The organism is Kribbella monticola (assembly GCF_003261635.1).
GTDB lineage: Bacteria > Actinomycetota > Actinomycetes > Propionibacteriales > Kribbellaceae > Kribbella > Kribbella monticola.
In genome coordinates this window covers 461,006-486,188 of record NZ_QFXK01000031.1, presented here as the reverse complement: position 1 = coordinate 486,188, position 25,183 = coordinate 461,006, and the positions used below count along the sequence as shown (strand labels likewise).

Here is a 25,183-nt window from a genome sequence, read left to right as displayed (position 1 = left end):
GCGCTGGTTTCTGGCTGCGGGGACGTTCCGTTGGAGGGAGCCCCGTCCGGTACTGCGGGGACGCCCTCGGTGCGGCCCTCCAAGTCTCCGGGCACGTCGCCGACGCCGAGCCCGTCCTCGACGCCTAGGCCGACAGCTAGCCCTTCGCAGACACCGAGCACGCCGACGCCTTCGCCGGTGAAGGGTGCGAATGCGGCTCGGGTGACGCGGACGTTCCCGGCGAAGCTGGCGAACGGCAAACCGCCGCTGTTCGTGGTCGTGTCGTTCGACGGCGCCGGCGATCTGACACTGTGGTCGCACTGGCGGCAAATCGCCAAGCAGGTCAACGCGCGGATGACGTTCTTCCTGTCCGGGCCGTATCTCTACCCCGGTTCGCACCGGGCCGACTACAAGCCGCCGGGTAAGAGCCCGGGCGCCTCCGAGATCGGCTGGGGTGATCCGGCGAAGGTGGTGCGGCGGACCGCCGTACTGCGGCAGGCGATCGCCGAGGGGCACGAGATCGGCACGCATGCGAACGGGCATTTCTGCGGGAAGACCGGGATCGGTGGCTGGAACGCGACTCAGTGGAATGACGAACTCAAGGCCTTCGACCTGATGGTCGCGAACGGGCCGACCCTGGCTGCGGGTAAGCCGCTGGCCGCTCCCTTCGACCCGGCCACGGTCAAGGGGATGCGGACGCCGTGCTTGGAGGGCAACCGTTCGGCGTACCGGCAGGTCATGCGGCAGCGCGGGATGCTGTACGACGCGTCCGAGCCCGGGTACATCGCCTGGCCGAAGAAGACCGACGGCATCTGGAACTTCCCGTTGCAGTCGGTCGAACTGGCCGGGACGCACAAGAACACGCTGTCGATGGACTACAACCTCTGGTACGCCCAGACGGGTGCACGCGAGGCACCGGCGTCACAGGCGCCCGCTCTGAAGGCACAGGTCCTCGCCACGTACCGGCTCGCGCTCCGACGCTCCCGAGCCACCGGCAACCCACCGCTCTTCCTCGGCAACCACTTCAACCACTGGAACAACAGCGTGTACTCCGACGCCCTCACCACCTTCGTCCAAGACACCTGCACCCAGCCAGACATCCGCTGCGTCAGCAACATCGAACTCCTGACCTGGCTCGAGAAGAACGGCACCCCACGCCGCTAACCGCCTCCCACCCGGTTAGAGGTGGAGGTAGCCGAAGGCGTTTTGCCAGGTGCCGCCGGATTTGATGCGGTTGATGACGAGGCGCTGCAGGGTGGTGTCCTGGGGGTATTTGTCGAGGTGTTCGAGGTCGTGGCTGCGGAAGGTGAAGAAGATGGCGCTGTCCTGGGCGTCGCGGGGTTCGCCGTACGGGGTGAAGCGGCGGCCGAACCGGACCATGTTCGAGTCCTGCGGCAGGTTGTCCAGCAGGTAGGGGTCGATCAGCCAGGAGCCGAGCGTCGCGGTCTTCACCGGGTACTCCGGGAAGTGGCGCGGGAAGAACTCGCGGGCCTGGGCGAAGCTGTCGTCGACCGCCTCGGGAGTGAGCGGGCCGGTCTCGGGGATGTGGACGCCGATCACCCATTCGCCCGGCTCGACGCCGGGGACCGGGTTTTTGTCCGGCACCTGGTGGAGCAGGAACTGCAGCCGGCCGAGGGCGTAGATCGCGCCGGTCCAGTGGATCGTCATCCACCAGTGCGTCTCGAGCCCGTACTCGCCGTTGGTCCGGCGGCTCACATCGAGCTGTTTGCCGAGATCCGCGAGGGTGGCCCAGCTGATCTCGTCGCTGATCCCGCGCTCGGCGTGGTACCGGCGGATGTCCGGCAGCGTCTCGAGGAACGCGGCGACCGAGTCCCGGGTGTCGTCAGGCATGGTCGGCCCCGCGCCCTCGCCGCGGAAGCCACCGATCTCCCGGCGGAGCTCGGAGGCGAGCTTGGCCACGGCCACGGGGTCGGCCTCGTACTTCTCGGCGGCCTCCCGATCGGCGTCGGTGAACCCCAGCAGGCGGTACTCGTCAGCAGTCGTCACGACACAACCGTAACCGTCAAATAGTTACTACCGTTGCCGCATGCCCCGAATATCGTCGTTTTCCACCGCCCGCGGCCCAGGCGCAGCCGCTCGTGGAGGTAGGGGTCAGCCGGCGGCGGTGTCGATGTGGCGGGCTAGGACGAGGTCGTCGTCGGTGATGCCGCCGGCGTCGTGGCTGCTGACGCGGAAGGTGATCGTGGTGTAGCGGATGTCGATGTCGGGGTGGTGGTTCATCGACTCGGCCAGCTGGGCGACGGTCGCGACCAGCCGGATGCCGTCCAGGAAGCTGTCCTTCTTGACGCTGCGGACCAGCGCGTTCTCGTCGACCTTCCACTGCGGGAGGTGGTCGCGGATCGCGGCATCGATCTGGTCGTCCGTCAGCAGCTCAGCCATGCGCACACTCTAGTGCCAGTACGCCGTCGGCCGGCGGCGGGACGGAGCTGCCGGTCAGGAGGTGATCGGGCGGACCCGGTGCGAGGTGAGGAGTGCACCGAAAGCAAGGCCCGCGCTGGTGATGATGATCGTGCCGAAGACCCAGGGTCCGGGATCCGAGGAATTCAGGGCGAGCAGCGTGCCGCTGACCGCGAGCGCGGTGGCGATGCTCATCGTTCCCGCCATCTGACCGGCGCTCGTGTTGCGACCGGAGTTGCCCGCGTCGGAGAGATCGAGGGTGAGTACCGACAGGCTCGACGAGCTGAGACCCATGCCGACGCCGGCGAACGACCAGCCGATCAACCCCACCCAGCCGGCTCCGTCGCTCCACGCGAGCAACGAGGTGACAGCGAGCCCGAGCGTCATCAGGACCAGGCCGATACGTAGTACGGACACTCGTTGCAGGCCGTGGTCGCGGCCCTGCAGCCAGGAGCCGAACGCCCAGCTCACGCCGGTGATCGACAGCGTGATGCCTGCCCTCGAAGGGCTGAAGTCGTGCCGCAAGGTCAACAGCAGCGGAAGATAAGCGCCTGTCCCGGCGAACGCGGCGCCACCAAGCCCCCGTACTGCGACCACTGCCGGGAACCCGCGTCGCGCGACGAACGTGCCTTGCGGCATCACCCGTACGGCGGCCAGCGCGAGCACCACCACGCTGAGCACGATCGCCAGGCCGCCCGCGAAGCGGTGAGCCTGGAGCTTGTCACCGGCCAGCGTCATCGCGAACAAGGCCACCGACGCGGCAAACGCCCAAGGCAATGCGGATCGCCACGCTTCCAGTTCGGCCGTCTCCTTCGGGCTGCGTTCAGGCGCGGCGCTGCGCGCGGACAACCGCATCGCGGGCTGGAGCAGTAGCCAGCTCGGGACCAGCAACGCGACCGCGCCGATGAACACCCATCGCCACCCGACCTGTTCGGTCACCAGTCCCGTCACGAACGGTCCGAGGACGGACGGCAGGATCCACATCGCCGCGAACAACGAGAACATCCGCGGCCGCAGTACGGCGGGCAGTGCGCGCGCGACCAGCACCATCAGCGCGACGTCCAGCAGGCCCTCGGCCAGACCGCTCAGCAGTCGTCCGGCGACCACCATCGGCATCCCTTGCGCAGTGCCGACCAGCAGCTGGGCGAGCGCGAAGGTGATCGCACCGGCCCGGAGCGTCGGGATCGGGCCGCGCCGGTCGGCCCAGAGCCCTGCGATGGCCAGCGACACCAGGTAGCTCGCGTTCGGGGCGGCATTGGCCAGGCCGAAGCTGCCGATCGCGTCGAACTCGCGGACCATCGTCGGCAACGCAGTACCGACCGCACGGTTCTCGAACGCGCCCAGGGTGACCAGCGCGATCACCCCGAGCACCAGGGGCAAGTGCGGTCCGGTGAACAGCTTGGGCTTGTGCGCTTCGGTCAAGGACATGCCCGCTATCCTGAGAGTTCAAGTGAACTTGAAGTCAACTCCGGCTGTCGGGCAGCCGGAAGACCAGGACGAGCACCCGCAGTACGAGCACTGCGCAGATCACCAGCAGGTTGTAGGCGAACAGTTGGTACAACCCCAGCGACTTGGTGACCTGTGGGCCTCCCGGCGTACCGAGGAGCAGAACCGCCATCAAGCCGGCGGTGGCGCCGAGGACCGCGAGCAACGCCTGGTGGAGCAGGCCGGTCAGGTGCCGGCGATCGCGCTCGTCGGCGAGCAGGCGCACGTTGACGCTCAATCGGCCCGACTCGGCCGCCGCGGCGATCCGGTCGATCCGCCGAGGCAACCGGCGCAGCATCGGCAGCAAGGTGGCCAGCTCCTGGGTCGCCGTACGGCGTAAGGCGTCGGGGGCGAGCCGGTCGGTGACATGGGCGGCCGCGAACTGGCGGGACGCGGCGACCAGGTCGAAGCCAGGCGAGATCCGCGAGATCGTGCCCTCGATGGTGGCCAGGGCGCGGAACACCGCGGCCACCTCGGGCGGAACGCCGAGTCCGTGCCCGGTGATGATCTTGAACAGGTCGTTGAACATGGCCGGTCCGAGGGCGGCCCCGGCGCCGAGGTGGCGGGCCATGAACTGGCCGACCGCGCGTTCGAGCGACTGTTCGTCGATCGTGTCCGGCCGGTAGACGATCTCCAGCAGGGCGTCGGTCGCGGCCGTCGGGTCGCCGTGGTCGACCGCGAGCAGGAACCGCTGCAGGGCTTCGCGGGTGGACGGATCGAGGCGGCCGACCGAGCCGAGGTCGAGCATCCCGATCCGGCCGTCGGTGAGCAGCAGGAAGTTGCCGGGATGCGGGTCGGCGTGGAACACCCCGTCGATCGCGACCTGGCCGAGCAGGCACTCGAACAACACCTTGGCCAGCCGGGCGGCGTCCAGGCCGCGCTCGGCGATCGAGCGGGCCGCCGTGCCCAGCTGGATCCCGTCCAGCCGTTGCATCGTGAGCACCCGCCGGCTGCACAGCCGCGGATGCAGCTCGGGTACGACGATGTCGTTGCTGGCGGCAATCGTTCGGCCGGCCGCGACGCTGGTCATGTTGGTCGCCTCGACGGTGAAGTCGAGTTCCTCCCGCATCGCGTCGGCGAACCCTGCGGCGAGTGCGCGGACGCCCATCGAGCGGCCCCAGTCGGTGTTGCGTTCGAGCGTCCTGGCCAGCCGCTGGACGATGTCGAGATCGCGTTCGACCAGCGCGGAGATACCGGGCCGCTGGACCTTCACGACAACCTGTTCGCCGTCGATCAGGCGCGCCGGGTAGACCTGGGCCACCGAGGCGGCGGCGAGCGGTTCCGGGCCGAACTCGGCGAAGATCTGCCGGGGCGGCGCGCCCAACTCCTGGCTGAGCACTTCTTCGATCTGCGGCCAGGGAGCAGGGGAGACCTGGTCCTGCAGGCGGCTCAGCTCCAGCGCGACGGAGGCCGGTATGACGTCGCTGCGAGTGGACAACACCTGACCGAGCTTGACGAAGGTGACACCGGCTTCGTCCAGCGCGAGCCTGAGCGAGCGGGCGAGATCTGCTTGCCCAGCAGCGTTTTCGCGCCCCGGCCGGCGACGGCCACGCAGGTACGGTCCGAGGCCGTGCCGGATCGCGATCCGCAGAATCTGCAGGTAGCGCTGCGTACGGGCGACCCGCCCGGTCAGATCGCGCCGCAGATCGCGGACCCTCGGCAACGAACCGGTCGGTACCACGGCCTCGGCCAGCACCAGGAAGATCAGCCCGGCCAGCATCGAGCAGATCGCGTCCAGTGCCAGCAGGGCGATCGCCGCTCCGGTCGAGCCGGTCCAGGGCAACGGCCCGGCGAGCGCGTTCATCAAGGGCGCGAACATCGCCAGCGTCAGCCCGGCCCCGATCGCCAGCCGGCCGAACCCGAATCGCACGCCGAGCAGCCGCTGCGAGACCGGCACGAAGATGACCATGAACACGCCGACGTTGATCAGCCCGACCAGCACCACATCCATAGTCGCGACCCTAGGACAGCACGGGCCCATGCCGCGTCACCCCGGCAGGGGAGCCGTCCCCCGATCGGCGTTCACCCGCGAGAGTGAGATGCCCAGCGGTACTGGTGTTCCGGCCGTCCCGTCGAGCCGTACCGCAGACTCAGTACTGCGCGTCCGTCGTCGGCCAGCGCGGCCAGGTACCGCTGGGCGGTCGCCCGGGAGATCCCCAGCTGGGCAGCCAGATCGGCCGCGGTCCGCGGTCCACCGGCTTGCCGTAGCGCGGTCGTCACCAGCCGTGCCGTCACCGGCGACTGACCCTTCGGCGTCGGCGGCCGATCGGCTTCGTGCAGTGCGTCGACGGCCCGGTCGATCGCTTGCTGGGTCAGCTCGTCCGACGGGTCACCGAGCAACGTCCGATACCGCACATACGCACGAAGCCGGGACGTCAGTTGCTCCGAGCCGAAGGGCTTGATCAGATAGTTGAGCGCACCCGCGGCGAACGCCGCACGGACCGAGGCGGCCGACGAATCCGCTGTCACCATGAAGATGTCGGCGTGCAGTTCGGCGGCGATCTCGATCCCCGGCCGGTCGGGCAGATAACTGTCCAGCAGCACGAGATCGGGCCTGAGGTCCGCGGCCAGCCCGAGTGCGTCGGCAGCAGTGTGCGCCACCCCGACGACCTCCAGACCGATGACCTGGGCAACGAACAGCGCGTGCACCTGAGCCACCCGGAAGTCGTCCTCCACCACCAGAACGCCGATCATCTGCCCGCCTCCTCCAGTACGTCGGGCAGCTGCGCGACGAACACGGTCTCGGTACCGTCGCAGCCCGGGTTCGCCAGGGCGATGTCGCCACCGAGCCGCCGGGCCGTCTGGCGGGCGATCGCCAGCCCGAGCCCTCGATCGGTACCCCGGCTGGAGATGCCCTCGACGAAGATCGCCTCGGTCTGATCAGGCGCTATCCCGTCGCCGGTGTTGGCCACCGAGATCACCAGCCGCGTGCCCTCCGACAGCAGGTCGACCTCGACACCACCCGGTCGACGCGTCGACGCGTGCGCCGCGTCCAGTGCGTTGTCGACCAGGTTGCCCAGAACCGTCACCACCTCGACCGGCGCGACCAGCCGCTGCTGAACCCAACTGGCCTCGGACAGCGTCAGCGTCACCCCGAGCTCGGCCGCCCGTGCGGTCTTGGCCGCCATGAACGACCTGATGGTCGCGGATCGGACGGCCGGCGACTCGCTGATCGAGTCGGCGTCCTGGAACTGGGTGACGGCTCGCAAATACTCCAATGCGTCGTCCTGCGCGTCTGCTTGCAACAGCCCCAGAACTGTGTGCATCCGGTTCGCGAATTCGTGCCGCTGTGCACGAAGCGCCCCGGTCATACTCCGTACTGCGTCCAGCTCGCTGGTCAGCTGCTCCAGGTCGGTGCGATCCCGCAGCGTCAGCACGCTGCCGAGATCCCGCCCGTCGCGATGGACCGGACGGTGGTTGGCCACCAGCACCCGATCGCCGGCCACCGTGAGGATGTTGTCCGCCCGGTCGCCGTCGAGCACGGATCTCAACCGGGGTGGAAGATCCAGGTCGCTCAGCGAAATCCCCGGTTCGACCGGCCGGCCGAGCAGCCGGACTGCCTCGTCGTTGCACATCGTCACCCGGCGGTCGGTGTCGACCGCGAGAACTCCTTCGCCGATCCCGTGCAGTACCGCTTCCCGCTCGCGGACCAGGTCGGCCAGGTCGGCCGGTTCGAGCCCGAACGTGCCACGCTTCAGCACCCGGGACAGCCAGGTCGATCCGGCGACGCCGAGCAGCAGCGCTCCGACGGCGAAGGGAGCGGTGGCGCCGATCAGATCCTGCAGCGCGTGCCGGATCTCGGCCGCATCGAAGCCGACACTGACCTCACCGACGATCGCACCGGCCGAGTCGCGGACCGGGACCTTGCCGCGCGCGGACAGCCCGAGCGTGCCGCGCTCGATGTTCACCACTTCGCGGCCGGACAGCGCTTCGGACGGATCCGTGCTGACGGGCTTGCCGATCTGGTCCGGGGTCGGATGGGCGAGCCGGATGCCGCGCGCGTCGGTCACCACGACGAACAGTGCCCCGGTCGCCCGCGAGGCGTTGAGGGCGATCTGCTGGACCGCCGGCTGGTCGCCGGCCCGGACGAGATCACCCAGGTGCTGCTCCGCTGCGACGGTTCGCGCGACGTTGAGTGCGCGCTGCTCGTACTGATGTTCCAGGCTCTGGTCGAGCAGCCAGGCGACCAGCCCGAAACCGATGCCGACGACCAGCGCGACCAGGCCGATCTGCAGCAGCAGGAGCTGCCGCGTGAAGCGCATGCCGCGCAATCGAGCCACCATCTGCCCACCGTAAACCCGGCTCTGAGCGAAATGCGCAGAACGCGGGCTATGGGGAATGGGCGGGTAACGACGGCAAGGGATCCGCCTGCGGCGAATCCTCCCTACCTTTTCGAAGCAACAGAGCTGTCATCCGCCGGCAAGGCGCCCGTAACCGGGCCGGCGGGTTCGAGGAGAGGTGGGCGAGCGATGAGCTATCTGGTCGACATCGACCATGCGACCAAGCGGTTCCTGACCAGCGCGGGGACCGCCCACACCGCAGTACAGGACATCACCCTGCAGGTGACGGCCGGTGAGTTCGTGGCGGTGGTCGGGCCGACCGGGTGCGGCAAGTCGACCACCTTGTCGCTCGTCTCGGGGCTCGAGCCGCCGTCCGAGGGCAGCGTGAGCGTCAACGGTCAACCGGTCCGGGGCATCCCGGCGGGCGTCGGGTACATGTTCCAGGCCGACGCCATGCTGCCGTGGCGGACCGTGCTGGCAAACGTTGCCTCCGGCCCCCTTTGGCAGGGCAAGCCGAAGGAGCAGGCCGACGCGCTGGCCCGGGACTGGGTCGCCCGGGTCGGCCTGGCCGGGTTCGAGGACTACTACATGCACCAGTTGTCCGGCGGCATGCGCAAGCGGGTGGCGCTGGCCCAGACGCTGGTCAACGAGCCGTCGATCCTGCTGATGGACGAACCGTTCTCGGCCCTCGACGTCCAGACCCGGGCCTTGATGCAGAACGAACTACTCGACCTGTGGTCCGGCACGAGCGCCGCGGTCATCTTCGTCACCCACGACCTGGAGGAGGCCATCACGCTCGCCGACCGGGTCGTGGTGATGACCGCCAGCCCGGCCCGGATCAAGGACACCTTCGAAGTCCACCTGGAGCGTCCCCGCAACGTCGAGGAGATCCGGATGACGCCCGAGTTCATCGCCATCTATCGCGAAGTGTGGAGTTCGCTGTCCGACGAGGTCGCGATCGCCCGCAAGACAGGAGCCTCCCGTGTTGCGTGATTCCCGCCGCACCGGCCGATCGGCCGTCGCCGTACGCCGTAGGCACAAGACACTCGTCTACGCGCTCCGCTTACTGCTGCTGGTATTGATCCTCGGCGGTTGGGAGCTGTCCGTCAGCTTGTGGCTCGACCCGTTCTTCTACTCCAAGCCGAGTCTGATCTGGGACAAGCTGGTCATCTGGTTCACCGACGGCACAGCGCAGGGCTCGATCTGGGCGCAGATCGGCGTGACCCTGCAGGAAGCCGCTCTCGGCTTCATCCTCGGCTCGTTGGTCGGCGTCGTGCTCGGCATCCTGCTCGGCCGGGCCCGGCTGCTCGCCGAGGTCGTGTCGCCTTATATCCAGGCCCTCAACGCCGTACCGCGGATCGTGCTGGCCGCATTGTTCGTGATCTGGTTCGGGCTCGGGATGGAGTCCAAGATCGCCACCGCGTTCGTGCTGGTCTTCTTCCCGGTCTTCTTCAACGCCTTCCAGGGCGCCCGTGAGGTGGACCGCAACCTGGTCAACAACGCTCGCATTCTGGGTGCAGGCCGGGCCCAGGTGCTCTGGTCGATCGTCGTCCCGAGTTCCACCTCGTGGATCCTGGCGTCTCTGCACACTGCCTTCGGGTTCGCCCTGATCGGCGCCATCGTCGGTGAGTACACCGGCGCCACCCGGGGCCTGGGCCTGCTGATCAGCACCGCCCAAGGCTCCTTCGACGCAGCCGGTATCTACGCCGGAATGCTGATCACCACCGTGCTCGCACTGCTGGCCGAGGTCGTGCTGGGCCTCGCCGAACGGCGGTTGCTGCGCTGGCGTCCACCGGCCCAGGCATCCTTCGTCGCCGCCATCTGATTTCCCCTAGGAGACAACCGTGACAATCCGTCCTGCTGCAATCGGCGTCCCCGTGCTGGCCGCCGTCCTCGTCCTCACCGGCTGCCAGACCCAGAACAAGTCCGGTACGTCGTCCGGCTCGTCGTCCTCGGACAAGGTCACCATCATGGTCGGCGGCGCGGCCAAGGTGATCTACATGCCGGCCAAACTGACCGAACAACTCGGCTACTTCAAGGACCAGGGGCTGAACGTCGAACTCGTCGACACCCCGGCCGGTGTCACCGCCGAGACCGCGCTGCTGGCCAACCAGGCCCAAGGGGTGGTCGGCTTCTACGACCACACCATCGACATGCAGGCCAAGGGCAAGTGCCTGCAGAGCGTCGTCCAGTTCGCGAACGTGCCGGGCGAGGTCGAGATGGTGTCCAAGGCCCAGGCCGGCACGATCAAGAGCCCGGCGGACTTCAAGGGCCGCAAGCTCGGCGTCACCAGCGCCGGATCCTCGACCGACTTCCTGACCCAGTACCTGGCCGGTAACGCCGGAGTCGGGACGGCCGACTACACGACCGTGAAGGCCGGCGCGGACTCGACCTTCATCGCCGCGATGAACTCCGGCGGCATCGACGCCGGGATGACCACCGACCCGACCGTCGCGCGGCTGACGAAGACGGGTGACGGCAAGATCCTGCTGGACATGCGGACCGAGGAGGGGACGAAGAAGGCGCTCGGGGGGTTGTACCCGGCGAGCTCGCTCTACATGGCCTGCGACTACGTTGCCGCGCACAAGGACGTCGTACAGAAGCTGGCGAACGCTTTCGTGAAGACGCTTGGGTTCATCACGAGCAACGACGCGGCGGCCATCGCCGCCAAGATGCCGGCCGACTACGCGGGCACCGACAAGGAGCTCTACATCAAGTCGATCACCGACTCCAAGGGCATGTTCAACGCCACCGGCGTGATGGATCCCGACGGCGCCAAGAACGCGCTCGCCGTCCTCGGCAAGTTCTCCCCGGCGGTCAAGCCGAAGAAGGACACCATCGACATCAGCAAGACCTACACCACCGACTTCGCCAAGGCCGCCAAGAACTAGCCTCACCGAAACCAGAAGCCGCCCCCAGCCTGTGGCTGGGGGCGGCTCCTTTCGTACTGCGGGTGTCAGGCGCGGCGGCGGATCTTGCTGCCGAGCCAGACGATCGGGTCGTACTTGCGATCGGCGACGCGTTCCTTCATCGGGATGAGGGCGTTGTCGGTGATCTTGATGTGCTCGGGGCAGACCTCGGTGCAGCACTTGGTGATGTTGCAGAAGCCGAGGCCGTGCTCCTCCTGGGCCGCGTTCTTGCGGTCGGCGGCGTCCAGCGGGTGCATGTCCAGTTCGGCGATGCGCATCAGGAAACGCGGACCCGAGAAGGACTCCTTGTTCTCCTCGTGGTCACGGATCACGTGGCAGGTGTCCTGGCACAGGAAGCACTCGATGCACTTGCGGAACTCCTGCGAGCGCTCCACGTCGACCTGCTGCATCCGGTACTCGCCCGGCTTCAGGTCGGCCGGCGGCGTGAACGCGGGGATCTCGCGGGCCTTCTGGTAGTTGAACGAGACGTCCGTGACCAGGTCGCGGATCACCGGGAAGGTGCGCATCGGCGTGACCGTGACGACCTCGTCCTCTTCGAACGTGTTCATCCGGCACATGCACATCAGCTTCGGCTTGCCGTTGATCTCGGCGCTGCACGAGCCGCACTTGCCGGCCTTGCAGTTCCAGCGGACCGCCAGATCCGGCGCCTGGGTGCCCTGCAGCCGGTGGATGACGTCGAGGACGACCTCGCCCTCGTTCACCTCGACCTCGTAGTCCTTGAGGTCACCACCCTCGGCGTCCCCGCGCCAGACGCGGAACTTGCCCTTGTAACTCATGCCGGCAGTTCCTCCTCAGTCAGGTACTTCTTCAGCTCGTCCAGCTCGAACAGTTCCAGCAGGTCCTCGCGCATCGGGATCTGGTCCTTCTTCACCACGTCGACCGAGCCGTCGGCCTGCAGCGAGCAGACCAGCAGCAGCTTGCGCCAGTCGGCGTTCATGCCCGGGAAGTCGTCCCGGGTGTGACCACCACGGGACTCCTCACGCAGCAGGGCCGCCTTCGCGACACACTCCGACACGGTCAGCATGTTGCGCAGGTCGAGCGCGAGGTGCCAGCCCGGGTTGAACTGCCGGTGCCCCTCGACGGTCATCTTCGCGATCCGGCCGCGGAACTCGGCCAGCTTCGCCAGCGCCTGCTCCATCTCCTCGGCCTTGCGGATGATGCCGACCAGGTCGTTCATCGACTGCTGCAGTTCCTGGTGGATCGTGTACGGGTTCTCGCCGCCCTCGAGCTCGAACGGCGCCAGCGCCTCGGCCGCTGCCGAGTCGATGTCGGCCTCGGCGATCTTCGGCCGGTTCTGGCCGAGCGACTCGACGTACATGGCCGCGCCGGCGCCGGCCCGGCGGCCGAACACGAGCAGGTCGGACAGCGAGTTGCCGCCCAGCCGGTTCGACCCGTGCATGCCACCGGCCACCTCACCGGCAGCGAACAGACCCGGTACGACGGACGACGCGGTGTCGGGGTCGACCTCGACACCACCCATCACGTAGTGGCAGGTCGGCCCGACCTCCATCGGCTCGGCCGTGATGTCGACATCGGCCAGTTCCTTGAACTGGTGGTGCATCGACGGCAGCCGGCGCTTGATCTCCTCGGCGGGGAGCCGGGACGAGACATCCAGGAAGACACCACCGTGCGGCGTACCGCGGCCGGCCTTCACCTCGGAGTTGATCGCCCGGGCGACCTCGTCACGCGGCAGCAGCTCCGGTGGGCGCCGGTTGTTGTCGGCGTCCTTGTACCAGCGATCCGCCTCTTCTTCGGTCTCCGCGTACTGCGCGCGGAACACGTCCGGCACGTAGTCGAACATGAACCGCTTGCCCTCGGAGTTCTTCAGCACCCCGCCGTCACCACGGACCGACTCGGTGACCAGGATGCCCTTCACCGACGGCGGCCAGACCATGCCGGTCGGGTGGAACTGGATGAACTCCATGTTGATCAGGGTCGCGCCGGCCCGCATCGCCAGGGCGTGCCCGTCACCGGTGTACTCCCACGAGTTCGAGGTGACCTTGAACGACTTGCCGACACCGCCGGTGGCCAGGATGACCGCGGGTGCGTCGAACAGGATGAAGCGGCCCGACTCGCGCCAGTACCCGAAGGCCCCGGAGATCGCGTCGCCGTCCTTGAGCAGCTCCGTGATCGTGCACTCGGCGTACACCTTGAGGTTGGCCTCGTAGTCGCCGGTGGCCGCGAAGTCCTCCTGCTGCAGCGAGACGATCTTCTGCTGCAGGGTGCGGATGAGTTCGAGTCCGGTCCGGTCGCCGACGTGGGCGAGCCGCGGGTAGGTGTGACCGCCGAAGTTGCGCTGGCTGATCTTGCCGTCCGGGGTGCGGTCGAACAGCGCGCCGTACGTCTCCAGTTCCCAGACCCGGTCGGGGGCTTCCTGCGCGTGCAGTTCGGCCATCCGCCAGTTGTTCAGGAACTTCCCGCCGCGCATGGTGTCGCGGTAGTGGGTCTGCCAGTTGTCGTTGGAGTTCGCGTTGCCCATCGCCGCCGCGCAGCCGCCCTCGGCCATCACGGTGTGCGCCTTGCCGAACAGCGACTTGCAGACGATCGCGGTGCGCTTGCCCTGTTCGCGGGCCTCGATCGCGGCCCGTAGACCGGCGCCGCCGGCGCCGATCACGATCACGTCGTATTGGTGTCGTTCCAGCTCAGTCATAAGTGTGATGCGTCCGAATCAGTTGATGAAGCGCAGGTCGGAGAACCAGCCGGCCGAGACCGACATGATGTACGCGTCGGTGATGATCACGGTGAAGAGCGAGATCATCGCGTACGTGCCGTGCTTGGGATTCAGCTTCGACACGAAGGTCCAGTACCGGTAGCGCAACGGGTGCTTGGAGAAGTTCTTCAGCCGGCCGCCGACGATGTGCCGGCAGGCGTGGCAGGACAGCGTGTACATCCACAGCATCACCAGGTTGATCCAGATGATCAGCGTGCCCAGACCGATGCCGAAGCCGCCGTCCTTGCCGTGGAAGGCCTGCGTGCCGTCGTAGACGTTGAGCAGACCGAAGACCAGCGCACCGTAGAAGAAGTAGCGGTGCAGGTTCACCGCGGTCAGCGGGAACTTGCGCTCACCGTTGTACTTCTTGTGCGGCTCCGGCACGGCGCAGGCGGCCGGTGCCAGCAGCAGTGACCGCCAGCCCGCCTTGCGGTAGTAGTAGCAGGTGCCGCGGAAGCCGGCCAGCACCACGAACGTGATGATGCTGAACGGGATGACCCGGGGGAAGTCCCCGAACCAGGTGCCCAGGTGGCTCGAGCCCTCGACACAGGAGGACGTCACGCACGGCGAGTACAGCGGGGTCAGGTAGTGGTACGCGTCGACCCAGTAGTACTTGTTCATGAAGATCCGGACCGTCGCGTAGACGACGAAGAAAGCCAGGATCACACCGATCCGCAGCGGCGCCAGCCACCAGCGATCGGTCCGGAGCGTCTTCTGCTTGATCTGCGCGCGCCCAGGCGCACTCACTCCCGTGGTCGCCATCAGGGAGCGTGCCGGTCAGGTGCGCCGAAGCCTTCGTGCTCCGCGTCGGTCCACATGGACGCGTCGTATTCCACGTCGGGGATCTCCTCGAGTTCCTCCGGAACAGGTCCGGGTCTGTGATGCGGGTCGGGAGGGCCGAGCTCTACCAGGTCGTCACTCAGCCTGGCCACGTCGGACACCAACCGGCGGACGCCGAGGGTGTCACCGTACTCCTGGCTGAGCTTGCCCACTGTGGTGTGCAACACCTCTAGAGCACGCTGCACTGCTGCCACAGTGCTGTTGCCGTCGCCCATACCGACTCCAGTGATGGTTTTGTCGCTGTAAGTATGGGCACACTTTGCCCTCGCTCGGCGCACAACGGAAGACCTGTCGGTACGGCGTGTTTCTACTTAGGTTCCCCTGAGTTGCCGATGGCCGACAGGTGGAGTAATGGAGTGAATCCGCCCTGCAGGACAACGAGATTCGCCGGTGGAGTCAGTACTTCGACCTGTCGGTGGCCCGGCACTTCCAGGGCTGCGCCGTAGCCCTTCCACGACCACGGCAGCACCGATCCGTCGAGCACCAGGGCCGGCGTTCCGTCGTACCGGATCATCGCGCCGCTGGGGAGCTTGGCCAGTTCGGCGATGGTTGTCCGTTGTCGGCGGGTACGTGGTTCGACACGTTCCAGATGAAGTTGTGCGTCCATCTCCGCGGCGCGAGGGCGGGTGGGCAGATCGTGCCCAGCGGCCCAGGCGCCGGCGTACAGGAGGAAATCGCGGCGCCGGCAGTAGGCGCACGGACGGTGGCCGGCGGCAAGTGCCACGGCCTCGTCGAAGAAGAACAGCGCGGTCCAGCGTCCTGGTGGCATCGGATCGCGCTGCACGCCCTTCCAGTCGAGCACGCAGCAGATCCAGGCCTTCGACCGCCAGCGGGTCGTGCCCAGTCGCCGGTCGATGCCGTGCAGGGATCCGCGATTACCCATCAGCAGACCGCGGCCCGGCTCGGCCACGATCTCCTGGGTGGGCAACACCCTGTTCTGCAACGGCATGTCCGCATCCTGCCCCAGTGCGCCGACAGTTTCTGGCACAGTGCTCACTCATGGGCTCACTCATGCGCTCACCCATGGGTGACAGGCAGGTGGTGATCGGCGTCGCGGTGCTCCGGGCCGGGCAGGTGCTCGTGGCGCGTCGCGGTGGAGCTGATGGCGGCTGGGAGTTTCCCGGCGGGAAGGTCGAGCCGGGCGAGACCGACGAGGCCGCGGGGGAGCGGGAGCTCGTCGAGGAGCTCGGCCTGCACGTGTCAGTAGGGAAGTCGTTCGGCTTGGAGGAGCCGATCGGCGAGCGGTACCTACTACGCGTCTACTTCGCTGAGCTGGTCGCGGGCGAGCCGGTTCTGCACGAGCACGCCGAGATCCGCTGGGTCGGTCCGGCCGAGCTGGACCAGCTCGACTGGCTTGCTCCCGATCGTCCGTTCCTTTCTGTTCTCCGGGAACAGCTGACGTCAGGCTGAGCTGAGCAGTGCGCGCAGTGGGCCCGCGGCGTGGGTGTTGTGCTGCTCGTGGATCGACAGCGCGATACGCCACTCCCTGCGGGCCTCCGCGAGCATCCCTTGCGCGCGGTGTGCCTCACCGAGGCTCTGGCGAATGTCTGCCTCGCACAGCCAGTCGCCGTACTGGCCGGCGATCGCCAGGCCCTCACTCTGGTACTCGACTGCCTCTTCGTAGCGGCCCTGTGCGAGGCACAGCCGGCCCAGCTCGTTGAGTGCCTCTGCCTGCGAGATCGCGGCACCTGCTGCGCGGTACAGCTCGAGGCTCTCCCGGAGCGCTTCGGCGGCGACGTCGTACTGGCCGGCCTCGCGGTAGGCGACGCCGATGTTCTGCGCGACCATGCCGCGGAACCGTTCCTGCCCGGGCTCGGCCAGGAGTTCCAGTGCTTCGGTGAACAGTCGTCTTGCGTCCTCGGCGGCGTCCGTCTTGAGGTACAGCATGCCGAGCGCCAGACAGGCCCAGGCGGCTCGCGGTGGGATCCCGAGTCGCAGGCCGATCTCGCGCGCGCGTTCGGCGTACGGGATGCCGGCGGCGATCCGGCCGGTGCGTTCGAGGACGTGACTGAGGCTGCTCAGGCAGAGGGCCTGCAGGTTGCCGTCGCCGGAGGCCTCGGCCGCGACGATGGCCCGGCGCAAGGGATCGACGGCCTGCTCGTAGTTGCCCAGCTCGGCGTGGGCGGCGCCGAGGTCGTGCAGCACGAGTCCTTCGGCGATCCGGTCGTCGCCCTCGGTGGCGAGTCGCAGTACGGCCTCGTTGGCCTGGAGCCATTCGAGCCAGCCGCGGCGAAGGGCGTAGTACGCGTTCAGTCCGACAGCGAGCTGTACTGCGTACTCCGGGTGGTCGGCGACCGTCTGCTGCAGGGTCGGCGTGAGGTTGGACCGCTGTACGTCGAGCCAGTGCAGCACGTCGTCCTGGCTGGTCAGGTCGTCAGCGCCTTCGAGCCACTCGGGCTGGAGCCAGCCTTCGCGAGTGACGCCGTGCCCGATGTGCTCGCTAGCCTTCCACACCACAGCGGAGAGTCGCTTGATCCACCGGGTCTTCGCCTCGGCCCTGTCCTCCTTGGTCAGCATCTGCTCGGCCAGCTCGCGCGCAGCTACCCGGACCAAGTCGTGCAGACGGTAGCGCCCGGGACCCGGCGTGTTCAGCAGATGCACGTCCACAAGCCGCTCCAGTACGACGACAGCTTCTGGCTCAGGGCTGTCCGACAGTGCGGCCGCCAGGGCCGAGGTCAGGTCCACACAGTCGGACAGACCGAGCAGCGCGAACATCGTCACCGCTTGGACATCGACCGGGTCGTCACTGCCGGCCAACTGCTCGATGGACAGCACCAGAGTGGCCCGTACGCCGGAGTCGTCGAGCTGCAACTCGTCCAGCCTGCGACGCCCGTCCGCGAGCCGCTCGGCCAGATGGGCGACCGGCCAGGTCGGACGGGAGGCCAGCCGCGCACCGGCCATCCGGATCGCCAGCGGAAGACCGCCACACTGCCGCACCACCTCCGCGCACTCCGCCTCTGGTGCGTCCGGGCGCTCAGAAATGCGCCGGAGCATCGCCACCGCCTCCTCCAGCGGTGGCTCGCCCAGGTGGAACTGGCGGCCGCCGAGTCCGGCCAGGCTGCGTCGACTCGTCACGATCACGGCACAACCACCCATGCCGGGCAGCAGGTGGCGGACCTGCTCCTGGTCGGACGCATTGTCGAGCAGCAGGACCAGCCGGCGCCCGGCCAGCGCAGTACGGAGTCTCCCCGCGGCGACGGTGAGGTCTGCGCTGGGTGTCTCGCCGAGGTCCTCGAGCAGGTAGGTCAGGGCGTCCAGTGGTTCCAGTGGCGGTCCGATGCCGAAGCCACGCAGGTCGAGGTACAGCTGGCCGTCCTTGTAGTGGTCGGCCAGCTGGTGAGCGGCATGGATTGCCAGCGAGGTCTTGCCGATGCCGCCCATGCCGGTGATGGCGGCCACGTGCACGCCGCTGCCGCCGGTCAGGTACTCCATGAGCGCGGAGAGCTCCTGGACCCGGCCGGTGAAGTCACCGCTGATGAACGGCAATTGCCGGGGCGAGGGGGCTTCCTGCGGCTCGGACCGGCTCTTGCGATCAGCAGCAGTCTTTCCGCGACGCGAGGCCGCGGAGGCCAGTGCGGCGCGCTGGTCGGGGTCGAGCCGGAGCGCGTCGGCCAGGGCGTCGACGGTGGCCGGCTGGGGAAAGCGCCGTGTACCACGCTCGAGTGTGCTGATCGCCTGGACGCTCAGCTTGGCTGTTTCCGCCAGTTCGTCCTGGGTGAACCCAGCCGCCGTGCGATGCCGGCGGAGCAAAGCAGCGAACTGGGATTCCACCCGCACATCCCCTCGATCGGCGCCTTTGTATGGGTGAACTGTATGGGTTGTACCTGGTGAGCCGGTCTGGACCAATCGAGAATTGAGCCTGCTGGACAACTGGGGAGGAGATGGGGATGTCGGTTTACCAGGCTGTTCCTGCGGTGCGGATCGAGGACTTCGCGCCGGAGGTCGTCTGCGAGGTCTATGAGCTGGGGTCGCGCCGCCGGTCCGCGGCTGCCGCGAGCGAACTGTCCAACCGTCAGGTGCTGATCGGCCGGCTGATGGCCACCGGTGCCAAGGACGCCGCGATCGCGCGCCAACTGGGGCTTTCCCTGCGCACCGTGCGGTCGGAGATCAGCGCGCTGATCGCCGGGCTCGGCGCCCGGTCGAGGTTCCAGGCCGGCTGCCTGCTGGTGCGCCGGTTCGGCTGAGATCGAGCAGCCGGCGGGCCCACCGCGGTCGCCGAGAACTGTCTGCGCTGCGACGTAGGCTGGCCGCATGAGCGAGCTTCCCGACCGCCGGCTGCTGCTGGTGCATGCCCATCCCGACGACGAGACGATCAACAACGGCGTCACCATGGCCCGGTATGTGGCCGAAGGCGCCCACGTCACCCTGGTCACCTGCACTCTCGGCGAGGAAGGCGAGGTGCTGGTTCCCGAGCTCGAGCACCTGGCCGCCGACCAGACCGACCAGCTCGGCCGGCACCGGATCGGTGAGCTGGCCGCCGCGATGGACGAGCTCGGCGTGACCGACCACCGGTTCCTCGGCGGCCCGGGCAAGTACCGCGACACCGGGATGATCTACGACGACGAGGGCAACGCCGCCGTTCCGCCCCAGACCCGGCCGGAGAGCTTCTGGCAGGCCGACCTGGTCGCCGCGGCCAACGACCTGGTCCCGATCATCCGCGAGCTGCGCCCGCAGGTCCTGGTCACCTACGACGAGTTCGGCAACTACGGACACCCCGACCACATCAAGGCCCACCGCGTCGCCACCTATGCGGCCGCGCTCGCCGCCGCCCGGTCGTACCGCGAAGACCTGGGCGAGCCCTGGGACATCGCGAAGATCTACTGGATGGCGATGTCGGAGAACAGCTTCCGCGACAGCCTGCGCAGGCTCCGTGAGGCCGGTGACACCACCACGTTCGAGGGCATGGACCCCGACGCGGAGTACAAGATGATCACCCCCGACCGGCTGATCGACTGTGTGATCGACGGCGAGGAGTACGTCGACCGCAAGATGAACGCGATGAAGGCGCACGCCACCCAGATCACCGTCGACGGTCCGTTCTTCGCGCTGTCCAACAACAACGGCCACCAGATCTGGGCCAGCGAGCACTACCGCCTCGTCAAGGGCACCCCGGCACCAGGCCCCGACGGACAGGAACACGACCTGTTCGCCGGCCTCTGACCGACAACGCCGCCGCGACGACGCGGACCCGGCGCTACGGGTCGGCCCGCGGCGGCGGAGTACGGGAGGTGAGGGACGACAGTGACAGGTGACACACACCGCGTTGAGCCGTCAACCAATCCCGCGGCTTAGGCTGCTGTGGTGACTTCGGATCCCGGTGGCAGCGTCGCGCCTGGGGAGTTCCGTACGGCGTTGGGCCGGTTCGCCTCGGGTATCACGATCATGAGCACCCTGCAGGGTGGCGTCGCGCACGCGATGACCGCGAACGCGTTCACCTCGGTGTCGCTCGATCCGCCGCTGGTGCTGGTCTGTGTCGACAAGGGGGTCCGGATGCACGACGCGGTACTGGAGTGCGGGTTCTGGGCCGTCTCGGTGCTCGGTGCCGACCAGCAGCCGATCGCGGAGCGGTTCGCGAAGTCGGGGCGCGATCTGCTCAGCCAGTTCGACGGCATCGGTACGGCGCCCGGACCGAAGACGGGCTGCCCGGTGATCGGGGGAGCGCTCTCCTGGCTGGAGTGCCGGACCTCGGCGACCTATGACGGCGGGGACCACACGATCGTGGTCGGCGAGGTGCTGAGCCTGGGCGCGGACGAGGCCGTTGACCCTGCGGCACTGATCTACTACGCGGGGCGATACCGGGAACTACGGGGCAACTGAGGCTGCCCTCATCCCGTAGAATGCCGGTTCTGCCATTCGACAGGTAGTGGCGTCTGTCTGGTTGTTCGAGCAGGAGGACTCTGTCCGGTGGGGAGAAAACAGCTCGCGGGGATCATCGCCGCGGCCGGATTCGGGGTGCTCGTGATCGCCTACGGCGCCGCGTACGCATTCACCGGTGACAAGACTCCAGGGGACACGACCGTCCTCGGCATCCCGCTCGGCGGCCTGTCCGAGGCGGCGGCCAAGGCGAAGTTGCAGGCCGGGATCAAGGACCGGCTGAGCGTGCCGATCAAGGTCAAGGCCGGCGACTCGACGTACCAGGTCAAGCCGGCCGATGCCGGGCTCAGCTTCGACGTGGACGCGACCGTCGAGGCGGCCGGGGCCGGCCGTAGCCTCAACCCGGCCCGGATGTGGCAGGTACTGACCGGTGGCGACGCGGTCGCGCCGGTGATCGATCGCGACGAGGCCAAGCTGAAGGCCGCGGTCGACAAGCTGGCCGAGCAGGTGAACCGTCCGGCCACCGAGGGCACGATCACCTTCACCGACGCCAAGCCGGTGCAGCACGCGCCCGCCGACGGTCTCCAGCTGGACAACGACAAGGCCGCCGACACCCTGGTGTCGGGTTTCCCGTCCGACGGCAATCCGCGCGACCTCCCGGTCGACGTGAGCAAGCCCTCGGCCGGCACGGACGCGATCAACAAGGCCATGAAGGAGTACGCCGAGCCGGCGATGTCCGGGCCGATCCGGCTCACCGTCGGGGACAAGGGCGTCGACCTCAAGCCGAGCGAGTTCGCCCCCGCGCTGAAGCTGGTCGCCAAGGACGGTGACTTCACCCCGAGCCTGGACGCGGCCAAGCTGGAGCCGCTGTTCAAAGAGAGGTTCAAGCAGCTCGAGTCGCTGCCGAAGGACGCCCGGGTCGAGATCGTGGGTGGCAAGCCGCAGGTGATCCCAGCCGTCGACGGCATGGTCGTCGCCCGCGACAAGGTGGTGCCCGCGATCCTGTCGATCCTGCCGAAGACCGGCAGCGAGCGGAAGGCGTCGGTGGGCCTGGCCAAGTCCAAGGCGAAGGTCACCACCGAGGCGGCGCAGGCGCTCGGGATCAAGGAAGTGATGGGTCAGTTCACCACCCACTTCCCGCACGCCACCTACCGGAACGTGAACATCGGTACGGCGGCCCGCCGGATCAACGGCACGCTGCTGAAGCCGGGCGAGATGTTCAGCCTGAACAAGATCGTCGGCGAGCGCACCAAGGAGAACGGCTTCACCGAGGGCAACATCATCAACGGCGGCAAGTTCGTCCTCGACCTCGGCGGTGGCGTCTCGCAGTCGGCCACCACCACCTTCAATGCGGCCTTCTTCGCCGGGCTGAAGGATGTCGAGCACAAGGCGCACAGCGTCTACATCAGCCGCTACCCGGTCGGCCGCGAGGCCACCGTCGCCTGGGGTTCGGTCGATCTGAAGTTCCTCAACGACTCCGGTCACGGCATCCTGGTGCAGACCATCTTCACGCCGTCGACGCCCGGCAACCAGGGCACGCTGACGGTGAAGATCTGGGGCACCAAGGTCTGGGACATCACCGCGGGCGCCTCGGCGAAGTCGAACTTCCGCTCGCCCTCGGTGGTCTACAACACCGCGGCCGACTGCCGGACGCAGGCGCCGACCGGTGGCTTCGACATCACCATCTACCGGTACTTCGCGAAGAACGGTCAGCGGGTCAAGACGGAGTCCTTCACCACGAAGTACAACGCCGCCGACGACATCCGCTGCGGCCCGAAGCCGGGCACCACGCCGCCCTCGACCCCGACGTCACCGCGTCCGCCGAGCTGATCGTCCGCCACGAGCCTGCTCCGATCGGGCTCACAGGCTCGCCGGACGGTTCGGCTCAGGAGCGGTGGAGCTGGTGCAGGTGATCGGCGACGTCGTTGAAGAGGTCCTCGCCGATCACGGCGCCCTCCCGGCGGACCTGGCCGGGATCGATCCGTAGTACGCGATCCAGCCGTACTTCGGACCGCCGGCCGTCCTTGTCCCACGGGCCGCTGCCGATGTCGAGCCAAACGCGGCCCCAGCGCGCCTCGTCGGCGGCATCGCGGTCGTGGTCCTTGCTGGTCAGGATCAGCGCGAGTAGCCAGGGACCGTCCGATCCGACCACCAGCACCGGCCGGTCCTTGCCGCGGTGGTGGTCCTCCTCGAACGGCACCCAGGTCCAGACGATCTCGCCCGGATCCGCCACGCCGTCGTCCGGATGCGGGGTGTACTCCACCCGCACGGTGCCCTCGTAGTCACCCACGTACTCCGGCCGCTCCGCCGTGTGGTCTGCCATGGGCCGACCCTACTGTGCCCTCACACGATCGGTCCGTACGCCGTTCCATCCACATGCTCCTACTCACCCGCACCTCCCGCCGGTCCGCTCTGCTGGCAGTTCTGCTCACCGGGCAGTTCATGGCGAACGTGGATACGGCCGTCGCCAACATCGCCGCGCCGTCGATCGGCCTCGATCTGAGCGCGTCGGAAGGACAGGTCGCGCTGGTGGTCTCCGGGTACGTGGTCGCGTTCGCAGTACTGCTCATCACCGGTGCGCGACTGGGGTCGTCGTTCGGCTACAAGCGCGTCTTCGTGCTCGGTCTGTCCGTGTTCACCGCGGCTTCGCTGGTGTGTGGGGTCGCGCCGGAGATCTACTCGCTGACGGTGGCGCGGTTCGTCCAGGGCGCGGGTGCGGCGCTGATGGTTCCGCAGGTGCTGAGCGGTATCCAGTTGCACTTCGCCGGCCGGGATCGGCTGCGGGCGCTCGGGTACTTCTCGATCGCGTTGTCGGGAGGAGCCGTGGCCGGCCAGGTCCTGGGCGGCCTGCTGATCGCGGCGAACCTGTTCGGTACCAGTTGGCGGCCGATCTTCTTGATCAACGTGCCGATCGGTGTCGTCCTGCTGCTGGTCGCTCGCCGCGTCCTACCGGCTGACGAGGTCCACGGTGAGCGGCAGCCGCTCGACCTGCGCGGCGTACTCACCTTGTCCGCTGCCGTCCTGCTGGTGATCGTGCCGCTGCTGCTCGGATCGGAACGCGGCTGGCCCGCCTGGTCCTGGATCTGCCTCGCCCTCAGCGCCCCGATGCTCGCCCTCTTCGAGTACGGCGAACGCCAAGCCGTCGCTCGCGGTGGCCGTCCGCTCATCGCCCGTCCCGTACTACGAAACGCCTCGGTCCGCGCCGGCCTACTCGCGCACGCGTTCACCACTGGCACGTACTTCGCACTGCTGTTCGTCCTCGCGTTGTATCTCCAGCAGGGACTCGGCAAGAGCCCGGCGTACGCGGGATTCGCGATGGTTGCTTGGGTGGCCGCGTTCGGCGTGGCCGGGCCGGTACTGCCTCGGTTGCGGCGCACCTACCGCGGGATGCCCGTGATCGGGTGTTTGCTGCTGGCAACGGGCTACCTGGCTGTGTTGGTCTACCTGCTGCTCGGTGGAGTCGCTGGGCCGCTGCTGTTCGGCCTGCTCGCTATCGGAGGGCTAGGGCTGGGGATCAGCGCCAACACGTTGATCGGAGCGGTGACGTCGAGCATGCCGACGCAGTACGCGTCAGACCTCTCCGGTGTCGTCGCTACCAACGCCCAGCTCTCGGGGGCTCTCGGAGTCGCTGTGTCGGGCTCTGTGTACGCGTGGCTCACCTCGGGGCACACGTCGCCCGCCGACGCGCTGAGCGTCGTACTGGCTGGCTTTGTCGTGCTGGCGGTGCTTGGGGCGGCTTCTGCTCACCGGTTGGTCAGGTAGCGATAGCGGTAGGCCTCTGTGTAGCCGAGGCTCAGGTAGGTACTGAGCGCGGCGGTGTTGCCTTCGAGCACTTCAAGGTAGGTCCGCCGGCCGCCCTGAGCCCCTGACCAGCGCGCGAGCCCCTGGAGCACGGCGGTGGCCAGTCCCCTCCTCCTGTACTCCGGAACGACGCGGACTCCGTCGATGCCGAGCCAATGGCCCGTCATCGACCCGCGGCCGACGGCGACGACTGTGCCGTCCAGGCGGACCGAGGCGAAGACCGCCTTGGGAGCACCCTCCATCACCGCGGGCGCCGGGGCAGGCACCTCACCGTCGAAGGCGGTCCCGTACCACTCGTCGTCGGGCTTGCCGTGCACCTCGACCTCGTACGCCGGTACGCCGTTCACCAGATCCAACGACGTGTGCAGGACGAGCGCATCCGATTCACCCGGCCTCGACTCGACCCAGCCGTGCTGCCGGAACTCGGCTTCGAGGGGCGTGCCAAGCCTGACCAGAGCCAGCGGACGAAGTCCTCGCTCCTCGTAGAAGGCCACGGCTTGCTTCAGCGCGTCGCTCAGCGGCATCCCAGGGTCTCCGGCGGGCAGGAGCGAGTTGGCCCGGCCCGTCCAGCCCTGCGAGGCCCGGAGCAACCACTGCCCAAGGTGCACGGTCTCCACAGCGGGGCGGCCGAGCGCTGTGGTGAGGAACAGTTGCTCCACATCCACCGGCCGGAGCGGGAGCGGGGGGATCGGCTTGGCCGCGCTCACATCGGCCAGCTTGACCGCGTACGGCGTACTGTCGGCATGACGCACCACGAGCGAGTCGGCGTCCAGGGACTGGAGCACGCCGAGCACATCGGTCAGCTGACCGCCGGGGAGCCGATGGCGAACCACGACACGGTGGCCGATATCACGGGCGCTGAGGCCTGACACGATGCGGACTCCTGGCAGAGTGGGCGTAGTACTAGCCTGATACTAGAGACTGCA

At 68.0% G+C, this 25,183-nt stretch carries 24 protein-coding genes; 10 read left to right on the top strand and 14 right to left on the bottom strand.

Going from position 1 to position 25,183, the window contains the following annotated elements; genetic code table 11:
* Positions 1-201: 201 nt before the first annotated feature.
* A complete protein-coding gene (locus tag DIZ26_RS21705; RefSeq protein ID WP_198676204.1) occupies positions 202-1,143 on the top strand; it encodes a polysaccharide deacetylase family protein in 942 nt (313 codons plus the stop codon).
* Between the two features lie 15 nt (positions 1,144-1,158).
* Here the strand turns inward: DIZ26_RS21705 and DIZ26_RS21700 are convergent, their stop codons facing one another.
* The 6 genes from DIZ26_RS21700 to DIZ26_RS21675 all read right to left on the bottom strand — a co-directional run bounded on the left by DIZ26_RS21700 (position 1,159) and on the right by DIZ26_RS21675 (position 8,165).
* On the bottom strand, positions 1,159-1,986 hold the full coding sequence (locus DIZ26_RS21700) for an acyltransferase domain-containing protein (RefSeq protein ID WP_112244274.1): 828 nt from the start codon (positions 1,984-1,986) through the stop codon (positions 1,159-1,161).
* 105 nt (positions 1,987-2,091) lie between these two features.
* Complete coding sequence (locus DIZ26_RS21695; RefSeq protein WP_112244272.1) at positions 2,092-2,379, bottom strand: 4a-hydroxytetrahydrobiopterin dehydratase; 288 nt, start codon at positions 2,377-2,379, stop codon at positions 2,092-2,094.
* A gap of 54 nt (positions 2,380-2,433) precedes the next feature.
* The gene (locus tag DIZ26_RS21690; RefSeq protein ID WP_112244270.1) at positions 2,434-3,825 is read right to left on the bottom strand and encodes an MFS transporter; all 1,392 of its coding nucleotides are present in this window, start codon (positions 3,823-3,825) and stop codon (positions 2,434-2,436) included.
* A gap of 34 nt (positions 3,826-3,859) precedes the next feature.
* Entirely contained in the window at positions 3,860-5,833 is a 1,974-nt protein-coding gene (locus DIZ26_RS21685; protein ID WP_112244268.1) for an ABC1 kinase family protein, read from the bottom strand.
* 71 nt (positions 5,834-5,904) lie between these two features.
* A complete protein-coding gene (locus DIZ26_RS21680) occupies positions 5,905-6,576 on the bottom strand; it encodes a response regulator (RefSeq protein WP_112244266.1) in 672 nt (223 codons plus the stop codon).
* Positions 6,573-8,165: an ATP-binding protein gene (locus tag DIZ26_RS21675; RefSeq protein WP_198676203.1), complete on the bottom strand. Its 1,593-nt coding sequence runs from the start codon at positions 8,163-8,165 to the stop codon at positions 6,573-6,575. The genes DIZ26_RS21680 and DIZ26_RS21675 overlap by 4 nt, the downstream gene beginning before the upstream one ends.
* 186 nt (positions 8,166-8,351) lie before the next feature.
* On the opposite strand from DIZ26_RS21675, the gene DIZ26_RS21670 reads away from it, so the two are divergent.
* The 3 genes from DIZ26_RS21670 to DIZ26_RS21660 are packed head-to-tail and all read left to right on the top strand — an operon-like array spanning position 8,352 to position 11,053.
* On the top strand, positions 8,352-9,155 hold the full coding sequence (locus DIZ26_RS21670) for an ABC transporter ATP-binding protein (RefSeq protein ID WP_112244262.1): 804 nt from the start codon (positions 8,352-8,354) through the stop codon (positions 9,153-9,155).
* Complete coding sequence (locus DIZ26_RS21665) at positions 9,145-9,987, top strand: ABC transporter permease (RefSeq protein WP_198676202.1); 843 nt, start codon at positions 9,145-9,147, stop codon at positions 9,985-9,987. Before DIZ26_RS21670 ends, DIZ26_RS21665 begins: the two co-directional genes overlap by 11 nt.
* A gap of 19 nt (positions 9,988-10,006) precedes the next feature.
* Positions 10,007-11,053, top strand: a complete 1,047-nt coding sequence (locus DIZ26_RS21660; protein WP_232828502.1) for an ABC transporter substrate-binding protein — start codon at positions 10,007-10,009, stop codon at positions 11,051-11,053.
* Between the two features lie 65 nt (positions 11,054-11,118).
* On the opposite strand, the gene DIZ26_RS21655 is transcribed toward DIZ26_RS21660, so the two are convergent.
* The 5 genes from DIZ26_RS21655 to DIZ26_RS21635 all read right to left on the bottom strand — a co-directional run bounded on the left by DIZ26_RS21655 (position 11,119) and on the right by DIZ26_RS21635 (position 15,591).
* The gene (locus DIZ26_RS21655; RefSeq protein WP_112244260.1) at positions 11,119-11,868 is read right to left on the bottom strand and encodes a succinate dehydrogenase/fumarate reductase iron-sulfur subunit; all 750 of its coding nucleotides are present in this window, start codon (positions 11,866-11,868) and stop codon (positions 11,119-11,121) included.
* The gene (locus DIZ26_RS21650) at positions 11,865-13,742 is read right to left on the bottom strand and encodes a fumarate reductase/succinate dehydrogenase flavoprotein subunit (RefSeq protein WP_112244258.1); all 1,878 of its coding nucleotides are present in this window, start codon (positions 13,740-13,742) and stop codon (positions 11,865-11,867) included. The genes DIZ26_RS21655 and DIZ26_RS21650 overlap by 4 nt, the downstream gene beginning before the upstream one ends.
* 18 nt (positions 13,743-13,760) lie before the next feature.
* Complete coding sequence (locus DIZ26_RS21645; RefSeq protein WP_112244256.1) at positions 13,761-14,564, bottom strand: hypothetical protein; 804 nt, start codon at positions 14,562-14,564, stop codon at positions 13,761-13,763.
* Positions 14,564-14,857 carry a hypothetical protein gene (locus DIZ26_RS21640; RefSeq protein ID WP_112244254.1) on the bottom strand — a complete coding sequence of 98 codons (294 nt, stop codon included), beginning with the start codon at positions 14,855-14,857 and terminating at the stop codon, positions 14,564-14,566. Before DIZ26_RS21640 ends, DIZ26_RS21645 begins: the two co-directional genes overlap by 1 nt.
* A 92-nt stretch (positions 14,858-14,949) precedes the next feature.
* Positions 14,950-15,591, bottom strand: coding sequence for a hypothetical protein (locus DIZ26_RS21635; RefSeq protein WP_112244252.1), 642 nt, complete (start codon positions 15,589-15,591; stop codon positions 14,950-14,952).
* Positions 15,592-15,665: 74 nt separating this feature from the next.
* Between DIZ26_RS21635 and DIZ26_RS21630 the strand changes: the two genes are divergently transcribed.
* Positions 15,666-16,052: a (deoxy)nucleoside triphosphate pyrophosphohydrolase gene (locus DIZ26_RS21630; protein ID WP_112244250.1), complete on the top strand. Its 387-nt coding sequence runs from the start codon at positions 15,666-15,668 to the stop codon at positions 16,050-16,052.
* On the opposite strand, the gene DIZ26_RS21625 is transcribed toward DIZ26_RS21630, so the two are convergent.
* Positions 16,044-18,413 (bottom strand): ATP-binding protein, encoded by a 2,370-nt coding sequence (locus DIZ26_RS21625; protein WP_112244249.1) that lies wholly within the window; start codon positions 18,411-18,413, stop codon positions 16,044-16,046. The genes DIZ26_RS21630 and DIZ26_RS21625 overlap by 9 nt on opposite strands.
* Before the next feature lie 116 nt (positions 18,414-18,529).
* Between DIZ26_RS21625 and DIZ26_RS21620 the strand changes: the two genes are divergently transcribed.
* From DIZ26_RS21620 to DIZ26_RS21605, 4 genes are all read left to right on the top strand, one after another.
* Complete coding sequence (locus DIZ26_RS21620; protein WP_232828501.1) at positions 18,530-18,826, top strand: response regulator transcription factor; 297 nt, start codon at positions 18,530-18,532, stop codon at positions 18,824-18,826.
* Between the two features lie 67 nt (positions 18,827-18,893).
* Complete coding sequence (gene mshB, locus DIZ26_RS21615; RefSeq protein WP_112244245.1) at positions 18,894-19,802, top strand: N-acetyl-1-D-myo-inositol-2-amino-2-deoxy-alpha-D-glucopyranoside deacetylase; 909 nt, start codon at positions 18,894-18,896, stop codon at positions 19,800-19,802.
* 141 nt (positions 19,803-19,943) lie between these two features.
* Positions 19,944-20,459 (top strand): flavin reductase family protein, encoded by a 516-nt coding sequence (locus DIZ26_RS21610; RefSeq protein WP_112244512.1) that lies wholly within the window; start codon positions 19,944-19,946, stop codon positions 20,457-20,459.
* An 87-nt stretch (positions 20,460-20,546) separates the two neighbouring features.
* Positions 20,547-22,286: a VanW family protein gene (locus tag DIZ26_RS21605; protein ID WP_112244243.1), complete on the top strand. Its 1,740-nt coding sequence runs from the start codon at positions 20,547-20,549 to the stop codon at positions 22,284-22,286.
* 55 nt (positions 22,287-22,341) lie between these two features.
* On the opposite strand, the gene DIZ26_RS21600 is transcribed toward DIZ26_RS21605, so the two are convergent.
* Complete coding sequence (locus DIZ26_RS21600) at positions 22,342-22,779, bottom strand: type II toxin-antitoxin system PemK/MazF family toxin (protein WP_112244241.1); 438 nt, start codon at positions 22,777-22,779, stop codon at positions 22,342-22,344.
* Between the two features lie 53 nt (positions 22,780-22,832).
* Between DIZ26_RS21600 and DIZ26_RS21595 the strand changes: the two genes are divergently transcribed.
* Positions 22,833-24,218 (top strand): MFS transporter, encoded by a 1,386-nt coding sequence (locus DIZ26_RS21595; RefSeq protein ID WP_112244239.1) that lies wholly within the window; start codon positions 22,833-22,835, stop codon positions 24,216-24,218.
* Here the strand turns inward: DIZ26_RS21595 and DIZ26_RS21590 are convergent.
* Positions 24,200-25,129 (bottom strand): GNAT family N-acetyltransferase, encoded by a 930-nt coding sequence (locus DIZ26_RS21590; protein WP_112244236.1) that lies wholly within the window; start codon positions 25,127-25,129, stop codon positions 24,200-24,202. The genes DIZ26_RS21595 and DIZ26_RS21590 overlap by 19 nt on opposite strands.
* Between the last annotated feature and the right edge of the window lie 54 nt (positions 25,130-25,183).